The sequence below is a fragment of the Bacillus sp. FSL K6-2841 genome (assembly GCF_037976435.1).
GTDB classification, from domain to species: domain Bacteria; phylum Bacillota; class Bacilli; order Bacillales; family Bacillaceae; genus Bacillus; species Bacillus pumilus.
In genome coordinates, this window is the sequence record NZ_CP150266.1 from 1,702,897 (window position 1) to 1,721,146 (window position 18,250).

20 protein-coding genes are annotated in these 18,250 nt (G+C 38.8%); 14 read left to right on the forward strand and 6 right to left on the reverse strand.

What is annotated here, in order from left to right:
* Positions 1–8: 8 nt before the first annotated feature.
* From MHH68_RS08420 to MHH68_RS08430, 3 genes are all read right to left on the reverse strand, one after another.
* The gene (locus MHH68_RS08420; protein WP_003211368.1) at positions 9–326 is read right to left on the reverse strand and encodes a multidrug efflux SMR transporter; all 318 of its coding nucleotides are present in this window, start codon (positions 324–326) and stop codon (positions 9–11) included.
* Positions 326–871 (reverse strand): TetR/AcrR family transcriptional regulator, encoded by a 546-nt coding sequence (locus MHH68_RS08425; protein ID WP_061407879.1) that lies wholly within the window; start codon positions 869–871, stop codon positions 326–328. The genes MHH68_RS08420 and MHH68_RS08425 overlap by 1 nt, the downstream gene beginning before the upstream one ends.
* A gap of 113 nt (positions 872–984) precedes the next feature.
* Complete coding sequence (locus tag MHH68_RS08430) at positions 985–1,257, reverse strand: hypothetical protein (RefSeq protein WP_058013922.1); 273 nt, start codon at positions 1,255–1,257, stop codon at positions 985–987.
* A gap of 104 nt (positions 1,258–1,361) precedes the next feature.
* Between MHH68_RS08430 and MHH68_RS08435 the strand changes: the two genes are divergently transcribed.
* The 9 genes from MHH68_RS08435 (at position 1,362) to MHH68_RS08475 (ending at position 8,238) form a co-directional block, all read left to right on the forward strand.
* Positions 1,362–1,763, forward strand: coding sequence for a YmaF family protein (locus MHH68_RS08435; protein WP_169056557.1), 402 nt, complete (start codon positions 1,362–1,364; stop codon positions 1,761–1,763).
* Between the two features lie 69 nt (positions 1,764–1,832).
* A complete protein-coding gene (gene miaA / locus MHH68_RS08440) occupies positions 1,833–2,789 on the forward strand; it encodes a tRNA (adenosine(37)-N6)-dimethylallyltransferase MiaA (RefSeq protein ID WP_268497875.1) in 957 nt (318 codons plus the stop codon).
* 25 nt (positions 2,790–2,814) lie between these two features.
* Positions 2,815–3,036: an RNA chaperone Hfq gene (gene hfq / locus MHH68_RS08445; RefSeq protein WP_003211269.1), complete on the forward strand. Its 222-nt coding sequence runs from the start codon at positions 2,815–2,817 to the stop codon at positions 3,034–3,036.
* Between the two features lie 160 nt (positions 3,037–3,196).
* Complete coding sequence (locus MHH68_RS08450) at positions 3,197–3,526, forward strand: YmzC family protein (protein WP_058013919.1); 330 nt, start codon at positions 3,197–3,199, stop codon at positions 3,524–3,526.
* A gap of 79 nt (positions 3,527–3,605) precedes the next feature.
* Positions 3,606–3,818 (forward strand): hypothetical protein, encoded by a 213-nt coding sequence (locus MHH68_RS08455; RefSeq protein ID WP_003212415.1) that lies wholly within the window; start codon positions 3,606–3,608, stop codon positions 3,816–3,818.
* Between the two features lie 265 nt (positions 3,819–4,083).
* Entirely contained in the window at positions 4,084–4,476 is a 393-nt protein-coding gene (gene nrdI / locus MHH68_RS08460) for a class Ib ribonucleoside-diphosphate reductase assembly flavoprotein NrdI (protein WP_008360380.1), read from the forward strand.
* The gene (gene nrdE, locus MHH68_RS08465) at positions 4,436–6,538 is read left to right on the forward strand and encodes a class 1b ribonucleoside-diphosphate reductase subunit alpha (protein ID WP_268497877.1); all 2,103 of its coding nucleotides are present in this window, start codon (positions 4,436–4,438) and stop codon (positions 6,536–6,538) included. Before nrdI ends, nrdE begins: the two co-directional genes overlap by 41 nt.
* A gap of 17 nt (positions 6,539–6,555) precedes the next feature.
* Positions 6,556–7,536 (forward strand): class 1b ribonucleoside-diphosphate reductase subunit beta, encoded by a 981-nt coding sequence (gene nrdF / locus MHH68_RS08470; RefSeq protein WP_268497878.1) that lies wholly within the window; start codon positions 6,556–6,558, stop codon positions 7,534–7,536.
* Positions 7,537–7,620: 84 nt separating this feature from the next.
* Entirely contained in the window at positions 7,621–8,238 is a 618-nt protein-coding gene (locus tag MHH68_RS08475) for a hypothetical protein (RefSeq protein ID WP_339165732.1), read from the forward strand.
* A 66-nt stretch (positions 8,239–8,304) separates the two neighbouring features.
* On the opposite strand, the gene MHH68_RS08480 is transcribed toward MHH68_RS08475, so the two are convergent.
* Positions 8,305–9,063, reverse strand: a complete 759-nt coding sequence (locus MHH68_RS08480) for an N-acetylmuramoyl-L-alanine amidase (protein WP_339165733.1) — start codon at positions 9,061–9,063, stop codon at positions 8,305–8,307.
* A 320-nt stretch (positions 9,064–9,383) separates the two neighbouring features.
* Between MHH68_RS08480 and spoVK the strand changes: the two genes are divergently transcribed.
* The 5 genes from spoVK to glnA all read left to right on the forward strand — a co-directional run bounded on the left by spoVK (position 9,384) and on the right by glnA (position 14,921).
* Complete coding sequence (gene spoVK / locus MHH68_RS08485; protein WP_003211912.1) at positions 9,384–10,343, forward strand: stage V sporulation protein K; 960 nt, start codon at positions 9,384–9,386, stop codon at positions 10,341–10,343.
* Between the two features lie 121 nt (positions 10,344–10,464).
* Positions 10,465–11,727, forward strand: coding sequence for a GTPase HflX (hflX, locus tag MHH68_RS08490; RefSeq protein WP_061407896.1), 1,263 nt, complete (start codon positions 10,465–10,467; stop codon positions 11,725–11,727).
* A gap of 18 nt (positions 11,728–11,745) precedes the next feature.
* A complete protein-coding gene (locus MHH68_RS08495) occupies positions 11,746–13,026 on the forward strand; it encodes an aminotransferase class I/II-fold pyridoxal phosphate-dependent enzyme (protein ID WP_268497880.1) in 1,281 nt (426 codons plus the stop codon).
* Positions 13,027–13,116: 90 nt separating this feature from the next.
* Positions 13,117–13,527 carry a MerR family transcriptional regulator gene (locus MHH68_RS08500; RefSeq protein WP_003211674.1) on the forward strand — a complete coding sequence of 137 codons (411 nt, stop codon included), beginning with the start codon at positions 13,117–13,119 and terminating at the stop codon, positions 13,525–13,527.
* A 59-nt stretch (positions 13,528–13,586) separates the two neighbouring features.
* Positions 13,587–14,921 (forward strand): type I glutamate--ammonia ligase, encoded by a 1,335-nt coding sequence (gene glnA, locus MHH68_RS08505; RefSeq protein WP_058013910.1) that lies wholly within the window; start codon positions 13,587–13,589, stop codon positions 14,919–14,921.
* Positions 14,922–15,455: 534 nt separating this feature from the next.
* On the opposite strand, the gene MHH68_RS08510 is transcribed toward glnA, so the two are convergent.
* Together MHH68_RS08510 and MHH68_RS08515 are read right to left on the reverse strand one after the other, a co-directional pair.
* On the reverse strand, positions 15,456–16,313 hold the full coding sequence (locus tag MHH68_RS08510) for a DNA adenine methylase (RefSeq protein ID WP_339165734.1): 858 nt from the start codon (positions 16,311–16,313) through the stop codon (positions 15,456–15,458).
* Positions 16,314–16,332: 19 nt separating this feature from the next.
* On the reverse strand, positions 16,333–18,027 hold the full coding sequence (locus tag MHH68_RS08515; protein WP_339165735.1) for an AAA family ATPase: 1,695 nt from the start codon (positions 18,025–18,027) through the stop codon (positions 16,333–16,335).
* Positions 18,028–18,250 lie beyond the last annotated feature (223 nt).

Below are 18,250 nucleotides of genomic sequence, written 5' to 3' on the forward strand. Positions count from 1 at the left end.
CACATCCTTTATGACATATTTAAAAGTACGACCCCTGAGACAAGCATTGCCATCCCAATGATTGCTCTTTGGTTCAAGGTTTCTTTGAAAAAAAGCACGCCAAAAATAGCCGTGAGGACTGTACCAACCCCAGACCATGTTGCGTAAGACATGCTAAGCGGAATGATATTTAGTGTCAATGACAGCATATAAAAAGCAAGTGTATACCCAGCAACAACGACAGCGCTAGGCTTAAAGCGAGTAAAGCCATTTGAGAATTTTAACATCACGGCGCCAATGGCTTCTGAAAAAATGGCCACAGCTAGAAAAAGATATCCGAGGATCATCATGTTCCCTCCTCTAATAGGTGTAAAATCCGGTGAAGTAAAAGGGTTTTTTCCTCTCGGTTCAGCGGTTCAAGCTGAAACATTTCTGAAAACCATATTCCATCACATGCAAGACGGATCAGCTGGCTCAATGCAGGGTCATTAATTTCCTCAGCTGCTTTCGCTTTGAACTCTGCATAAAAATCACGCCAAGGGTTCAATAACGCTTCATCAAATGACATAGTAGCCAGCATACTTGTACATAGCTGAATCGTATTTTGATGATCAAGATCATGTAATGTGGCCGATATATATGCACGGACATAAGGCGCTTTTTCATGTTTGTAAGTTTCTTGATACGTTTCGAGCTGCTGACGAAAGCAAAGAATCGCGTGCTCATTCATTTTTTGGATGAGCTCTTCCTTGCTTGCGAAATGATAAAGCAGGCCGGCTTTGGTCATATGTGCATGCTCTGCCACTTGCTGAAGGGTAAGCTGGCTTAATCCTTCTACTAAAATCGTGCGGGCAGCTGCATCAAAGATTTGCTCTTTTTTGGTTTTAGACATAAAAAAAAACACCTACTTTACTGAACGGTCGGTAAAGTAAATGTTAACCCATCAAAAACGAGTGTGTCAATCGATTCATTTGATGAACAGATTTTTTCGCTAAATCGTCATATTTAATAATAAGGGTATGGTCCATATGGCGGGTACGGAGGCGGATAAGGGTACCCATAGCCATAGCCTGGTGCAAGCAGAGACCCAGCAAGCAGACCTCCAGCAAAACCACCTAAAAATGGAGGTCCGAAAAATCCAGGTCTACCATAACCGAATCCAGGTCTCCCAAAGCCAAATCCGGGTCTCCCAAACCCAAAACCCGGGCGTCCAAAGCCAAAACCAAAAGGTCTTCTCATGTCTTCTTGCATAAATGGCTGTGCATCAAAATAATTCATAAAAAAAGGCTCCTCTCACATAAAATCACTGTAACTGACATCAGTGTATTCGATTGGCCTATATGTGTTTGGGTGAACGCCTATTATAAGGAGGAATGTTAAAAATGGGCCTGTATCCGTCTGATTGGGCTAAATGTCCGCCGCATGCTCATGCCTATAAAGCACGAACGGATGTAACAGAAGAGCATTATCATTTAATAGAAGGTATTTCTCAGCCTGTCAATGGAAGCAGTACCGATCAGCATACTCATTACTATCGCGGGGTCACCTCTTTTGAGAGAGGACATTTCCACAGATACTACGGCGTCACAGGACCTGCGATACCGAGATTGGATGGTACGCACTATCACGAGATTGAGGAAGTCACGTTTTCTGCCTATAACGATTCTGTCCCTATTCCATACGGAGGAGTCGTCTATAGTCCGGACGAGGAGCGGCCGACGCATACGCATCGCTTAAAAGGAAAGACGTACGAAGTGGTCGGAAATGAACCACTCGGCTGGTGATAGACCGTATATATGAGAGAAAGAGAAGTTATGCTATACTGTAGGCAGTTTGTAAAAGAGAGTGATGTTATGAAAAAAACGAAACAACCAGTGATTGTATTAGTAGGACCGACGGCTGTCGGCAAAACAAAACTGAGCATTCATATAGCCAAAGCATTTAATGGAGAAATTATCAGTGGTGATTCTATGCAGATTTATAAAGGAATGGACATTGGAACAGCTAAAATCACCCCTGAAGAAATGGATGATGTCCCTCACCACTTAATTGATATTAAAGAGCCAGATGAATCCTTTTCTACAGCTGAATTTCAGCAGCTGGTCCGTATGAAAATCAAAGAGATTGCCGCTAGAGGAAAAACACCCATGATCGTCGGCGGAACAGGTTTGTATATCCAATCTGTTTTATATGATTACACATTTACCGATGAGAAAAGTGACCCTGCTTTTAGAGAAGAAATGGCGCTGTTTGAGCAGCAGCATGGCTCCCTTCAGCTGCACGAAAAACTAAAGGCAGTAGACCCTGATGCTGCAAAAGCCATTCATCCGAATAATGTCCGCCGCGTCATCCGGGCGCTTGAAGTGATCCATACAACAGGTCAGAAAATATCGGAAATGCAAAATGGTCATCAAGAAGTTCCTCTTTATGATACAGCCTTCATTGGGCTGAAAATGGATCGAGAGCTTTTGTACGAGCGCATTCATAAAAGAATTGATATGATGATAGATGAAGGCTTAATTGAGGAAGTGAGCGCACTTTATCAATCTGGCTTGAAGGATTGTCAATCGGTTCAAGCGATTGGTTATAAAGAGCTGTATGCGTATTTTCAAGGTGACTACTCACTTGATGAAGCTATCCAGCAATTAAAGCAAAATTCCCGTAGATATGCGAAGCGTCAGTTCACGTGGTTCCGTAATAAAATGGATGTCACTTGGTTCGACATGACACCGCCTTGCCACTTTTCAGACAAAAAGGAGGAAATTTTCGCATATATAGCAGGAAAGCTTGGACTTAAAGCGAAACTGTAGTTATCAGAATCAAGGAGGACGAAACATGAAACCGATTAATATTCAGGACCAATTTTTGAATCAAATTCGTAAAGACAATACATTTGTCACAGTATTCTTACTGAATGGCTTTCAGCTTCGCGGTCAAGTGAAAGGATTTGACAATTTCACGGTGCTGCTTGAAACAGAAGGGAAGCAGCAGCTTATTTATAAACATGCTATTTCTACATTTGCACCTCAAAAGAATGTAAATCTAGAATTAGAATAGGATATGTTCGACCTAATAGCCCCATGCATCTGCGAATAAACCGGCCGGAACCCGCTACGTTTTTGTCAGTGCAGAGGGGCTATTTTGCATGCCGTGAAACCTTTCTGTCTATTTTGCGTATAATCCCTTATTGGATATGAAGAAAGGTGGGGGGAACGATATGGAAAATGCAGAGCTTGAATTAAGAAGGATTAGAGTGATCCTTCTACTAATTGGGATTGTTGTCTTATTTGGATCGTGCGCCATTTCAAACATTGAATCCAGGCAGGAAAGCTGGCATAACTATTCTAATCAAGATGATCATGGAGATATAGAAGGTCTGTTACAATCAGCTGTTGCACTAAAAAATAATCACTTTGCTGTTGTGAAAGATGATGAAGTACATGTGTACCGGTTTGATGAAAAAGAGGGAGAACTGACCCTTATTAAAACAAAATACATAGATGAGTGGGACGAAGATTATGATGATGACGATTCTGTGGAAGAGTAAGCACGTAAATTTACAAATGAATGTGAAGTCGCTACACTATAATCATGCATTAGACATCTAGACAGAAAAGGATGAGTTCATGACACACAAAATTAAAATTAATCATTGGGAACAAACTTGTGAAGACGACTCCTGCTTCGAATATGGAACAAGTGTTTCTGTAAATGGGAAAGAATTAGTCAGAGAAGCTTCAATCGTCTCTGCGCTTGAAGCGGTGCTAAAAGAATTAGGTGTTGAAGTGGAAATTACAGAAGTGTCAGAAGATTTACAGTGCGATGCCTACAAAAAATAAAACAAAAAGTCTAGTCTACTAAGCGATTTTTTTTCGTGTTATGATAGATTTCGGTTTCAGTTGAATAGAGAGTAGAGCAGTCTATTTTTAGATCCTGTTCTGCTCTATTTATTTGAACGTACGAGTTCGGCTATGAACGTTCGGCCGGGTTGGTTGATTTTTTTCGTTTCGAACATCTATATGTTGTGTTTTGAAAAAACATAGTATACTATATATAGTGAATAACGAAATGATCAACAATACTAAAAACTAGGTCGTGATGGAATTGATTCAAATCGTATTTGATTCAAAAACAGGAAATGTTCAACGCTTTTTGGACAAGACCCCCTTTACAGACAAACGAAAATTGACTGGAGAAGAGTTTTTGGATACGCCGTTTATTCTCGTCACCTTTACGACAGGATTTGGACAAGTCCCTAGTACCACTCAATCTTTTTTAGAGAAAAATGCTCACCTTTTACTAGGTGTAGCGGTGAGTGGAAACAAAGTGTGGGGAGATAATTTTGCCAAAAGCGCCGATACGATTTCTAAACAATATCAAGTTCCTATTTTGCACACCTTTGAACTAAGCGGAACAAAAAGGGATGTTGAATTGTTTACACAGGAGGTAGAAAGAATTGTCACAAAATCAGGTTCCAAAGTGGATACAATTAAATAACGAGATTATGATTCAAAAAGAAGGAAAGTTTCAGTTCGATAAGGACAAAGAAGCTGTACATAGTTATTTCGTAGATTATATTAATCAAAACACAGTCTTCTTTCACAACTTAGAAGAGAAGATTGATTACTTAATAGAAAACGACTACTATGAAGAAGAATTTTTAAGACAATACAGCATGGCAGATATTAAAGAGGTATTCGAAGCTGCATATGCGAAGAAATTTAGATTTCCATCATTCATGAGTGCGTTTAAGTTTTACAACGACTATGCACTGAAAACAAATGATAAAAAGAAAATCCTTGAACGCTATGAAGACCGCATTTCAGTTGTAGCGCTTTTCTTTGCGGGCGGAGATAAAGAAAAAGCCCTTGAGTTTGTAGAACTGATGATCAATCAGGAATACCAGCCAAGTACACCAACATTCTTAAACGCTGGGCGTAAAAGACGCGGTGAGCTTGTGAGCTGCTTCTTGCTTGAAGTGAATGACTCATTAAACGATATTTCAAGAGCGATTGATATTTCAATGCAGCTTTCAAAATTAGGCGGCGGCGTCAGCTTGAACTTGTCAAAACTTCGTGCAAAAGGCGAAGCAATTAAAGATGTTGAAAACGCGACAAAAGGTGTCGTTGGCGTGATGAAGCTTCTTGATAATGCATTCAGATATGCAGATCAAATGGGACAAAGACAAGGATCAGGCAGTGCGTACCTCAATATTTTCCACAGAGATATTAATGATTTCTTAGATACTAAAAAAATCTCTGCAGATGAAGATGTTCGCGTGAAAACATTGTCCATCGGTGTCGTCATCCCCGATAAATTTATCGAGCTTGCAAGAGAAGATAAAACAGCTTACACCTTCTATCCGCACACAGTCTATAAAGAATATGGACAGCATCTTGATGAGATGGACATGGAAGAAATGTATGATGAGCTTGTAGAAAACCCGAAAATCAAAAAAGAAAAAGTCAATCCGAGAAAGCTTCTTGAAAAATTGGCTGTTCTTCGTTCAGAATCAGGCTATCCATATATCATGTTCCAAGATAACGTGAATAGAGAGCATGCATTAAACCATATTTCACGAGTGAAATTCTCAAACCTTTGCTCAGAAGTGCTTCAAGCTTCAGAGGTCTCTTCTTACGCGGACTATGATCAAGAAGATGAAATTGGTCTTGATATTTCTTGTAACCTTGGCTCATTAAATATCATGAATGTCATGAAAAACAAATCGATCGAAAAAACGGTCAAACTAGCAACAGATTCATTAACGCTTGTATCTGAAACAACAGATATTCGCAATGCACCAGCTGTTCGAAAAGCGAACAAAGCGATGAAATCAATCGGACTTGGCGCGATGAACCTTCACGGGTATTTGGCTCAAAACCAAATCGCCTATGAAAGTGAAGAAGCAAGAGACTTCGCGAATACATTCTTTATGATGGTGAACTACTATTCAATTAAACGCTCAAGTGAGCTTGCAAAAGAAAAAGGAGAAACATTCCATCGTTATGAAGGCTCTGGCTACGCAACGGGCGAGTACTTCAATAAATACGTGGAGAATGATTTCACACCAAAAACAGAAAAAGCAGCAGCATTATTTGAAGGCATGCACATTCCAACAAAAGAAGACTGGGCAGCACTCAAAGACTTTGTAGCGGAAAATGGCATGTACCATAGCTACCGCTTATGTATTGCACCAACAGGTTCCATTTCTTATGTGCAATCGGCAACAGCTTCAGTTATGCCAATTATGGAACGTATCGAAGAAAGAACATACGGCAACAGCAAAACGTATTACCCAATGCCAGGTCTTTCAGCGCAAAACTGGTTCTTCTATAAAGAAGCGTACGATATGGATATGTTTAAAGTGGTTGATATGATCGCAACGATTCAGCAGCATGTTGATCAAGGAATCAGCTTTACACTATTCCTGAAAGATACGATGACAACGCGTGACTTAAACCGCATCGATCTGTATGCACACCATAAAGGCATTAAGACACTTTATTATGCAAGAACGAAGGATACAGGGCAGGAAGGCTGTCTTTCTTGTGTTGTTTGATTAAAGGAGAGTTTAACGTGACAAAAATTTATGATGCAGCCAACTGGTCAAAACACGAAGACGATTTTACACAAATGTTTTACAACCAAAATGTGAAGCAGTTCTGGCTTCCGGAAGAGATTTCCTTAAACGGGGATCTCTTGACGTGGAAATATTTAGGTGAAAAAGAGCAAGATACGTACATGAAGGTACTTGCTGGACTGACTTTACTTGATACAGAACAAGGAAACACAGGGATGCCGATAGTGGCTGAACATGTAGAAGGTCACCAGCGTAAAGCGGTATTAAACTTTATGGCGATGATGGAAAATGCGGTACATGCGAAATCATACTCAAATATCTTCATGACACTCGCACCAACTGAAACGATCAGTGAAGTGTTTGAATGGGTGAAGAAGAATAAATTCTTGCAAAAGAAAGCAGATATGATTGTCAGTTTATACTGTTCAATTCAAAAGGACGATCCGATTTCCCTCTTTAAAGCAATGGTTGCTTCTGTTTATTTAGAAAGTTTCCTATTTTACAGTGGTTTTTACTACCCGCTTTATTTCTATGGACAAGGTAAGCTCATGCAAAGTGGTGAAATCATCAACTTGATTTTGCGTGATGAAGCGATTCATGGTGTATACGTTGGATTATTAGCACAAGAAATTTACAACAAACAAACACCTGACGTGCAAAAAGAGCTATATGATTTCTCAATTGACCTCTTGAACGAGCTATATGAAAATGAACTTCATTACACGGAAGATATATATGACCAAGTCAATTTATCGCATGATGTGAAAAAGTTCATTCGTTACAATGCCAATAAAGCGTTAATGAACCTTGGATTTGCCCCTTACTTTGAAGAAGAAGAGATCAATCCAATTGTATTGAACGGACTCAATACAAAAACAAAATCGCATGACTTCTTCTCAATGAAAGGGAACGGCTACAAAAAAGCGACAGTTGAGCCGTTAAAAGATGACGACTTCTTCTTTGGAGATGAATCATAAGTAAGGCGTAAAAGTCAAAACGCATCACTCGTTTTGGCTTTTTGCCATTTCATACAATGCGTTACATACTGGAGGTTACCGAACATGGGAAAAATGGATGAAATCATACTAGTTGCACCGCGCACACGCGTATTCCAAAACGAAACGCTTGCGTTTAATGGTGTGAATAGTGAAGAGAAAACAATCAATACAATTATGAAAGAAATCGAAGAGCACTTCGAGCAGATGCGCAGAGGCGATGCGGAAGAAAATCCTGACTTCAAGCAGCCGATTCCTTATGTCGTGATTAAACGTGAAGACGAAGTGTATGTATATGAAAGGCTTCAAGGCGGGGGAGAGACTCGATTGCATCATAAGTTATCTCTTGGCTTTGGTGGTCACATGAATTTCATCGAAGGTAAAAACTTTGCTGAAATTCTAAAAGAAAATACGGATCGTGAGCTAGACGAGGAACTTTCTATTCAAGAAGAAGACAAACTTGAGATGAAAACCCTTGGATTAATTAATGATGATGACAACAGTGTAGGCCGTGTGCACATTGGACTGTTATCAGCGCTTGAATTATCTCCAGGTGCTCATGTAGAAGTGAAAGAAACAGATCAAATATCAGGAAAATGGATGAAAGCATCTGATTTGAAAAAGCCTGAATACTTCAATCGACTTGAAACGTGGTCTCAATTTGTCGTGAACATTTTAGCATAAATGAAGCAATCAAAAACCGGCTCAGCAGCAGACTTGAGCCGGTTTATTTCGTTATAACAGCTTCAGTTATTGGAAAACGAATGCGTCGTGACCTGCCTGTTTCAATTTTGCAACGAGGTCATCCGCATTTTGCTTTGTACGAAAAGCTCCGGCTTGTACTCGGAACATGCCGCCCTCTAATACAACGAAGGCGTCAAAGCCTTTGGATTTCAGTGTGGCTGCTAACTCATCTGCATTGGCTTTCACCTTGAAAGCTCCAGCCTGTACTTTATAAAGATTACTTGCTTTTTCTTTCAGCTGAAAGGCTTTCTCTAATCCAGTGGCATGAGCGTGAGCGATGCCTTGAAGGAAGGTCGCGTTACGAAGCTTATTTGCATCAGCTGTCGTGTCAATGAAACCATTCTCTGTTAAAATAGCGGGCATAGAAGTTTCTCGAAGAACGTGGAAGTTCGCTGTTTTCTTGCCGCGGTTGGCAAAATCCACTGAGCGAACAATCTCATCATGAAGGGCATTGCGATACGTGGTGGTCGGTGCTGAAACGCCAGGATACACATAGCTTTCAAAACCTGTGCCCCCGCCTGCATTAATATGAATAGATACGAAATAGTCAGCTCCCCAGCTGTTTGCTGCATTAGTACGCTGGGTCAAAGTGACGGATTGGTCAATTGAACGACTTAAGCGGACGGAAACATCATCATAATCACTAATCAACATATCTCTCAATAAAATCGCGATTTGCAGGGTGATATTTTTCTCCAAAAGTCCATTCGCAGCAGCTCCAGAATCTGTTCCTCCATGGCCAGGATCAATAAAAATTTTCACCATCTATTCATCACCTCGTCTTTATTTTATGAGAAATTAGAAAAATTGCCTGTACAAAATGCGGAAATCATTGAGACTCTTTTCTGCACAATTTGTGATGAGAAAGCTACATTTTTCTAAGAAAAAACAAATTGTTGGTTTGTCCGCCTAAATGGGATGAATACAATGGAAATAGCACATCATTTCCTGGGAAACCGCAGAAATCCCTACAATATTCGGTATCTCGGGTCATTTTGACAGCAAACTTGGGCTTAAGCGGGCGATTGTCACGATTACAGCTCCACCCGAATAGAATAAAGAGAGAAGAGCGAGAGGTGAATACGTTGGAGCGAGCTGTCACATATAAAAACAACGGCCAAATCAATATTATACTTAACGGACAAAAGCAAGTATTGGTTGATGCAGATTCAGAGGCAGAATACCTTGAAGCCTTGCAGAAAAATGAGGCGAAACACAGCATCTTACGGGAAATAGAACGTGAAATGAACAGCCTTGTCGGTATGGATGAAATGAAACGAAACATAAAAGAAATTTATGCTTGGATCTTTGTCAATCAAAAAAGGCAGGAACAAGGGTTAAAGGTAGGTAAACAAGCGCTTCATATGATGTTCAAAGGAAATCCAGGCACAGGGAAAACAACGGTTGCAAGGCTTGTCGGGAAACTTTTCTTTGAAATGAATGTCCTTTCAAAGGGTCACTTAATTGAAGCGGAACGCGGAGATCTAGTCGGGGAGTACATCGGTCATACTGCTCAAAAAACAAGAGACTTAATTAAAAAATCACTAGGTGGCATTTTGTTCATCGACGAAGCCTATTCTCTTGCCCGCGGAGGCGAAAAGGATTTTGGGAAAGAAGCGATTGATACCCTAGTAAAGCATATGGAGGATAAACAGCACGAATTCATTCTTATTCTTGCTGGCTACTCCAAGGAAATGGATCATTTTCTATCATTAAATCCCGGCCTGCAATCCAGATTTCCAATCAATATCAGCTTTCCTGATTATACCGTCGATCAGCTCATGGACATTGCCAAACGAATGATGGCTGACAGAGAATATATATTTACTCAAGAAGCTGAATGGAAACTGCGAGATTACTTAATGCACATTAAAAGCACCACGAGTCCTGCAAAATTCAGCAACGGCCGCTTTGTGCGAAACACGATTGAAAAGGCCATTCGGACCCAAGCCATGAGACTCCTGCTTGTGGATCATTATGATAAAAAAGATTTGCTGACGATTAAAAGTCACGATCTCCAAATGAAAGAGGATACGCCTACTTAAAATGGCGTATCCTTTTTATAAAGAGATACTAAAATAAACCATCCGAATAGTGGTATACGTGTGATGTGTTTGGTATGATGGTACTACTGAAAACTTAAGTACAGAAAGGAAACAACTGACGTTGAATGAACATGAAATGACAGAAAAAGCGATCCTTGTCGGCTGTCAATTGCCGCATGTCACGGATGAACGCTTTCAATACTCAATGGAAGAATTAGCTTCCTTAACCAAAACGGCTGGCGGTGAAGCTGTCAGCGTAATGACGCAGAAGAGAAATAGACAAGACAGCGCAACATATATAGGTAAAGGGAAAGTAGAAGAGCTTGAAGTGCTTTGTGAGGAATTCGAATGTGATGTCATTATTTTTAACGACGAACTGTCTCCAAGTCAGCTAAAAGCTTTGGCAACTGCCTTAGATGTGAAAATTATCGATCGGACACAATTGATATTAGACATCTTTGCAAAAAGAGCCCGGACAAGAGAGGGGAAGCTGCAAATAGAGCTTGCCCAGCTTCAGTATGCCTTGCCGAGACTAAGCGGACAAGGGATCAGCCTCTCAAGACAAGGCGGCGGAATTGGCGCAAGAGGTCCAGGTGAAACAAAACTTGAAACAGATAGACGTCATATTCGAAACCGTATTCACGAAATTAACGGGCAATTATCTACAGTCAAAGAACACCGGACAAGATACCGGGAACGCCGGAAGAAAAATGGTGTGTTCCAAATTGCCATTGTTGGGTATACGAATGCCGGAAAATCTACTTTGTTTAACCAATTAACAGATGCAGATAGTCATGAAGAGGATCTGCTGTTTGCGACCCTTGACCCAATGACACGTAAGATGACATTAGCATCTGGCTATAGTGTGCTGATTTCAGACACCGTTGGTTTTATCCAAGACCTCCCAACAACACTCATTGCGGCATTTCGTTCCACTCTTGAAGAAGTGAAGGAAGCTGATTATTTGCTTCACGTCATTGATTCTTCTAACGAGGATTACGAAGGACACGAACGAACGGTTCATGAGTTATTAGAAGAACTAGAAGCAGACCGTATACCGATGCTGACGGTTTATAACAAAGAAGATCAAATCAGACCGGATTTCATCCCATCTTCAAAGCATCGTCATCTTTTAATCAGTGCGAGACGCGAAGAAGATATAAAGCGATTAAAAGCGGATATTATGGCAGAACTGAAACAAAACTTTTTAAAACCATATCATGTGAAGATTCCAGCGTATGAAGGAAAGCTCATCTCCGCATTAAAATCAGAAACGCTCGTGGAATCACTAGAATTTCAAAAAGAAGCAGAACTTTATGACATCACCGGGTTTAGCGGTGAGGAGCAGACCATATTAGGTCAAATCAAGAAGTATATGTTGTAAGAAAGGAATTAAATCAAGATGTTTCATACATTAAAACACGGCAGTATTTTAGAAAAAGTAGCAGCAGAAACAGAACAAGAGATTTTACACATGCATCAGCAAATTGATCAAAAGAGTGAACAAAATGAGTGGCGGGTGCTTGAAAGCTACCGAAAGCATAGAGTCAGTGACTCTCACTTTAACCCGACAACTGGATATGGCTACGATGATATGGGAAGAGACACGCTAGAAAAAATTTATGCGGATGTCTTCGGAGGAGAAAGCGGCCTTGTGCGTCCACAGATCATTTCCGGCACACATGCCATTTCCATTGCATTATTCGGTGTGCTGAGACCTGGCGATGAATTGATCTATATGACGGGAAAACCATACGATACGCTAGAAGAAATTGTGGGGATTCGCGGCAAAGAAGGGACAGGCTCATTAAAAGACTTCCAGATTGATTACAAGGCCATTGATTTAAGGCAAGATGGATCCGTCGATTATGACAAAGTAAAAGAGTCAATCTCCTCTAAAACAAAAATGATCGGCATTCAGCGTTCGAAAGGCTATGCGTCAAGACCTTCTTTTACAATAGAAGAAATTGAGCAAATGATTTCATTTGTAAAAGAGATCAATGAAGAAATTATTGTGTTTGTGGACAACTGTTATGGTGAATTTACTGAATTGCAAGAGCCATGTCATGTGGGAGCGGATCTTATGGCGGGTTCCCTTATTAAAAACCCAGGCGGCGGGCTTGCCAAAACAGGCGGTTACATCGTTGGAAAAGAAAAATGGGTAGAAGCTTGCTCTTATCGAATGACATCTCCGGGCATCGGCAGTGAAGCGGGTGCCTCGCTTTATGCGCTTCAGGAGATGTATCAAGGATTTTTCTTAGCACCGCATGTTGTGGCGCAAAGCTTAAAAGGTGCAGTGTTCACGGCTCGTTTTCTTGAGAAGCTCGGATTCCAAACGAACCCAGCGTGGAATGCGAAAAGAACAGATTTAATTCAATCTGTCGAATTTGGAGATCCTAAAAAGATGATTGCATTCTGCCAAGCGATTCAATATGCATCTCCGATCAACAGTCACGTCACGCCGCATGCAAGCTATATGCCAGGATACGAGGATGATGTCATTATGGCAGCGGGCACCTTCGTCCAAGGAGCTAGTATCGAATTGTCAGCCGATGGACCGATCAGACCGCCTTATACAGCCTACGTTCAAGGCGGACTCACGTATGCCCATGTGAAAAATGCGATTTGTAGTGCTGTAGATGCCTTATTGGAACAAGGTTTCATCGACATACCTGCTCAATAAAAAAACCATGTTAATATTCCTAACATGTTGTTGACACATAATATAACATGACATATAATAAATTTAAGCAAAGAGGAGGAGACAGTTGAGATGAGTGATAACATTCGCCGCTCAATGCCTTTATTCCCAATTGGGATTGTCATGCAGTTAACAGAATTATCTGCAAGGCAAATTCGCTATTATGAGGAAAATGGATTAGTATTTCCAGCAAGAAGTGATGGGAATCGCCGATTATTTTCTTTTCATGATGTTGATAAATTACTAGAAATTAAAAACCTCATCGAACAAGGTGTAAACATGGCAGGAATCAAAAAACTTTTTGCCAAAGCTGAGGCAGAACATCCAGCGTCTGATGCAAAGACCGAGGAGAAAACCACAGCGAAGCACAACTTGACAGATGATGAACTCAGGAAGCTACTGAAGAAGGAACTCATTCAGGCTGGACGTTTCCAACAAGGAACGACCTTTAGGCAGGGGGATATGTCAAGGTTCTTCCGTTAACCAATTAGCAAAAGCATTGCTATACAATTTTACCTTTTGTAGGGGAGGAGTTTTACGAAATGGCAAAATACACAAGAGAAGATATCGTAAAATTAGTAAATGAGGAAAACGTAAAGTACATCCGTCTGCAATTTACAGACATTCTCGGAACGATTAAAAATGTTGAGATTCCTGTGAGCCAGTTAGAAAAAGCTCTCGATAACAAATGTATGTTTGACGGTTCATCTATTGAAGGCTTCGTACGTATTGAAGAATCAGATATGTATCTATACCCAGATCTCAACACATTTGTTATTTTCCCTTGGACAGCTGAAAAAGGTAAAGTTGCACGCTTTATTTGTGACATTTACAAGCCGGACGGGACGCCATTTGATGGAGACCCGCGTAATAACTTAAAGCGTGTTTTAAAGGAAATGGAAGACCTAGGATTTAGTGATTTCAACCTTGGACCTGAGCCAGAATTCTTCTTATTTAAATTAGATGAAAAAGGCGAGCCAACGCTTGAACTAAACGATAAAGGTGGATACTTTGACCTTGCACCAACAGATCTAGGTGAAAACTGCCGCCGTGATATCGTGCTTGAGCTTGAAGAAATGGGCTTTGAAATTGAAGCCTCTCACCACGAAGTAGCACCTGGACAGCATGAAATTGACTTCAAATATGCAGGCGCCATCCGTTCTTGTGATGATATTCAAACATTCAAACTTGTTGTTAAAACGATTGCGAGAAAACACGGACTTCATGCGACATTCATGCCAAAACCATTGTTCGGTGTAAACGGATCTGGTATGCACTGTAACCTATCATTATTCAAAAATGGCAAAAACGCATTCTTTGATGAAAAAGCAGATTTACAATTAAGCGAGACGGCTAGACACTTTATCGCAGGTATCGTTAAGCATGCAACTAGCTTTACGGCGGTCACAAACCCAACGGTGAACTCTTACAAGCGTCTTGTACCTGGTTATGAAGCACCTTGCTACGTGGCATGGAGTGCACAAAACCGCAGCCCATTAATCCGTATCCCTGCATCACGCGGCATCAGCACACGTGTAGAAGTGCGCAGCGTAGACCCATCTGCAAACCCATACCTTGCACTAAGCGTATTACTTGCAGCAGGTCTTGACGGAATCAAAAACAAACTAGACGCACCAGCACCAATCGACAGAAACATCTATGTCATGGACAAAGAAGAGCGTCTTGAAAACGGCATCTCTGATCTGCCTGCAACACTTGCAGAAGCACTTGAGCTGCTCAAGTCAAACGAAGTTATGGTCAACGCACTAGGCGATCACTTATTCGAGCACTTCATCGAATCAAAAGAAATCGAATGGGATATGTTCCGCACCCAAGTACACCCATGGGAACGCGATCAATATATGTCTCAGTATTAATAAAGAAAACCCCTTGAAGCCATTGGTTTCAGGGGGTTTTCTTTTTGTGAGTGTTCTTAATATTTCAAAATGAAGGAGACACAACTAACAAGTATGAATATATGAGCCTTAATTGGTCAGAAAGCTGATCTAATTATTGACCCAGAACCTTTAATACAATCAAAAGAAAAAGCACTTGAAGATTTAGGGATTGAATTTAAAGACAAGTCACAAGAATTTAAGGATTTCGAGACCACAATAAAATTTCATTAAAAATAAGTGAGACATTTTATAATGGTTATAAATAATAAAGATAGCGGTAGGGAAATTCATCTGAAAGTTAATGAAATACTCGAGTTGCATTTAGCTGAAATAGAGAATTCTAACCATCAATCTTCAGAAATGTTGCAATACTATAATGTCTTTTTTATAGGTATGTATGAGTTCAGTAAAAAAGAGTATGTACAGACTATTCAATATTTATAAGATTTCTGAGAGGCAGCTGGCGTTTGTTGTAGATGAAATTGAAATCTTTATAAATAATCGTTTGAGAGTTTAAACTGTCTGTAAGTGAGCTCTAAAATTACCTGGCTTGATTTTGCTAGAAAAAAACATAAATTCTTGTCCTTTTGTTGGTGTAGCGATTGAATAATTTAAATAATATTTTTGATAGTTGTATCTTGAATAAAGCTTTTTAATCTCCTCAGCAATATCGTATGTTAAGATCCAATAGCGATTCCTCATCTGCTTTTGTATTACTTTTGCTAATTTAACATGATCTTCATGACCATAAAAATTGGTATACAAATCTGGTCCTTTATCGTAATAAGGCGGATCAAAAAAAGTTAGAGATCTACGGGTATTCTTAACGACTTTTTCAATAAATTCTATCGCATCATAGTTGTAGACTTTTATTCTAGAAGCCTTTGCTGCAATTAACTCTATTCGATTTATAATATCATTTTTATTGAATCGACAATCCATTTTGTCATTACCGTCCTGATTCTTACCACCAATGACACCGGCTTTGATTATTCCAGAACGATTTGTTCGATTTAAAAAGAGTGTAGAAAAAGCTAATGATAAGTCATCTGCAGTCTCTTTATTTTTTTGAATGTTCTTCTGTTTGTGCCATTCATCCATTGTTAAAGGGGTTAATTTGATTTTTTCTATAAGGCTATCTGGATGGTTAATTATTGTTTTCCATAAACAATAAATACTTTTATCAACATCATTAATATATATTCTTTCGACATCTTCATTTATCAACAGTCTTATTGCTACTGCGGCTCCTCCTGCGAAAGGCTCGATATAACTAGTTAATTTGTTTTCAAGAATGAGGTGTCTTACATAGTTATAAGTTTTATCTTTGCCTCCAGGGTATCTTAGTGGAGTTAATGTGGCTCTTGGCAAAAAATCACCTACTTTAAAATTAGTTTATTTCTACAGAAGGATATCCATTTATCTCGCAAATTTTATTAATTTTTTTTATGAATAGAGATGTGAATTCTTCACGACCTTCGACTTGTTTCACAAAAGTATTAAATACTTTATTAACAATATCCTGATTATTTGAAAACCACTTTTTATATCTTTTTGTGTCAATATCTCTAAATTTATTAATATCAGATATAATGTTAGGGTTAATATTTTCTTCAATTAAGGTGGAAATAATATGATCTTTAGGCTTTTTAATCTTACTAAAGAAAAGTGTATCATTTTTTTCTGTATCTAATAAGTACTTGACAAATAATTTTTCAATAGGAAGTTTGAGTGTTTTGTTTGGAAGTTGAATTATATTGTCATCTTTCTTAACTTTTGAAAGTGCTGTGTTAGGTACATCCGCATCAAAAACAATAATGGTACTTGCCATAAATGCACTAGTATTTCGACATAACTTAATTAACAAGTTATAAGGTAAACCTTCATTTTCATCTGGTACAATAAAATTGACTCTTCTTAATACTTGTTGTGATGTTACTAATCGCTTTATGAAATTGATTGCTAGTTTATCTTCACACAATACATCCACTTTGGGAATTTTCACTTTAGATTCAAAGTCAAAAGTAAGTTCTTTATAAATACTTTCATAAGGGTGGTTGCGTTTAACTTGAACATCCTCAGAATATAATGATGACAAATAGTAAGTTGTAATCTCCTGTCCACTTTGTGCTAACTGTATGGCATGTCTAATTAAAGGTAGGGAGTGGGAGTTAACTAATATTTGAACTTTGTATTTACCAGACCATTTATACAAGAAATTAAACAGATTTATTTGTGCAACGGGATGAAGGCTGGCCTCAATTTCATCAATGCAAAAAATTCCATTATAAAGATCTTTATTTTTGTTTTTTTCTGCAGCTCTCATAAATGAAATCAGACTAATAGCGATTCTACCTAAATTATCTTCACCAGAGGATATTGATTCAAAATTATAATGTGAATTTTTGGGTCCAAAGGTTTTTTTTGAGGATGCATTAGCAGTTCCTTTTCCTTGCACACTCTCGATAGAATTATAAGAGTCTTTAATTAAAACTGTATTATAAAATTTAGAAATGAAATTTTTTTCTTGATCAGTTAAGTTTAAAATCACCGGAATTGCATCAGATGAGTGAATTGAATAGAGACGATTTAAATTAAGATAATTAGTATTAAAAATTAAATTTCCGTCACCTTTAGTGTTCCCGCCAGTTACTATACGAATATTTGGATCTGATTTACTCCTTGGTTTTGTATAAACGGGAATCTTAACAGATAAGCCTTCAGTATCTTCTATAAAAACATCGTATTCGTAGCGTTCTTTATCATATTCAGAAGAAAGGCGAAATATCTCCCTGAAATTGGTCTTCAGCGGACTTCCAAATATGTCATTTACATCAGAATTAAACGGTTGAACACATAAACCAATTAACGTTGATTTCATAGTTCCATTATGGCCTGATACTAAGGTAATTCTATTTGCAAGGTCAATTGTAGAATCTTTTCCCATATTCCTGAACTTTTTGATATTAATTCCAGAGATCTTTTTCACTTTAATATCTTTATTACTAAGGCCTAATTCTTTCCTTGATATAGCACCTGAAAAATTAAGTGTTTCAAGAGCTTCTACTTTATTTATTGATTTCATTCATAGTCCCTCCATTTTTATAATATAAGTAGCAATTATTGATTCAAAATATGTTTATACTAACATTAACGTTTAGTTTCCAACAGTTTCATTATTTCAAGAATAATAAATCAACACAATCTAGCTGTTAACAAAATATAATTTGATTATGTTTATCCTATTTTTATGTACACAGGTATATATCGGAAGAATGTATAAAATTTTTAGGTAAATGGGGATTTTG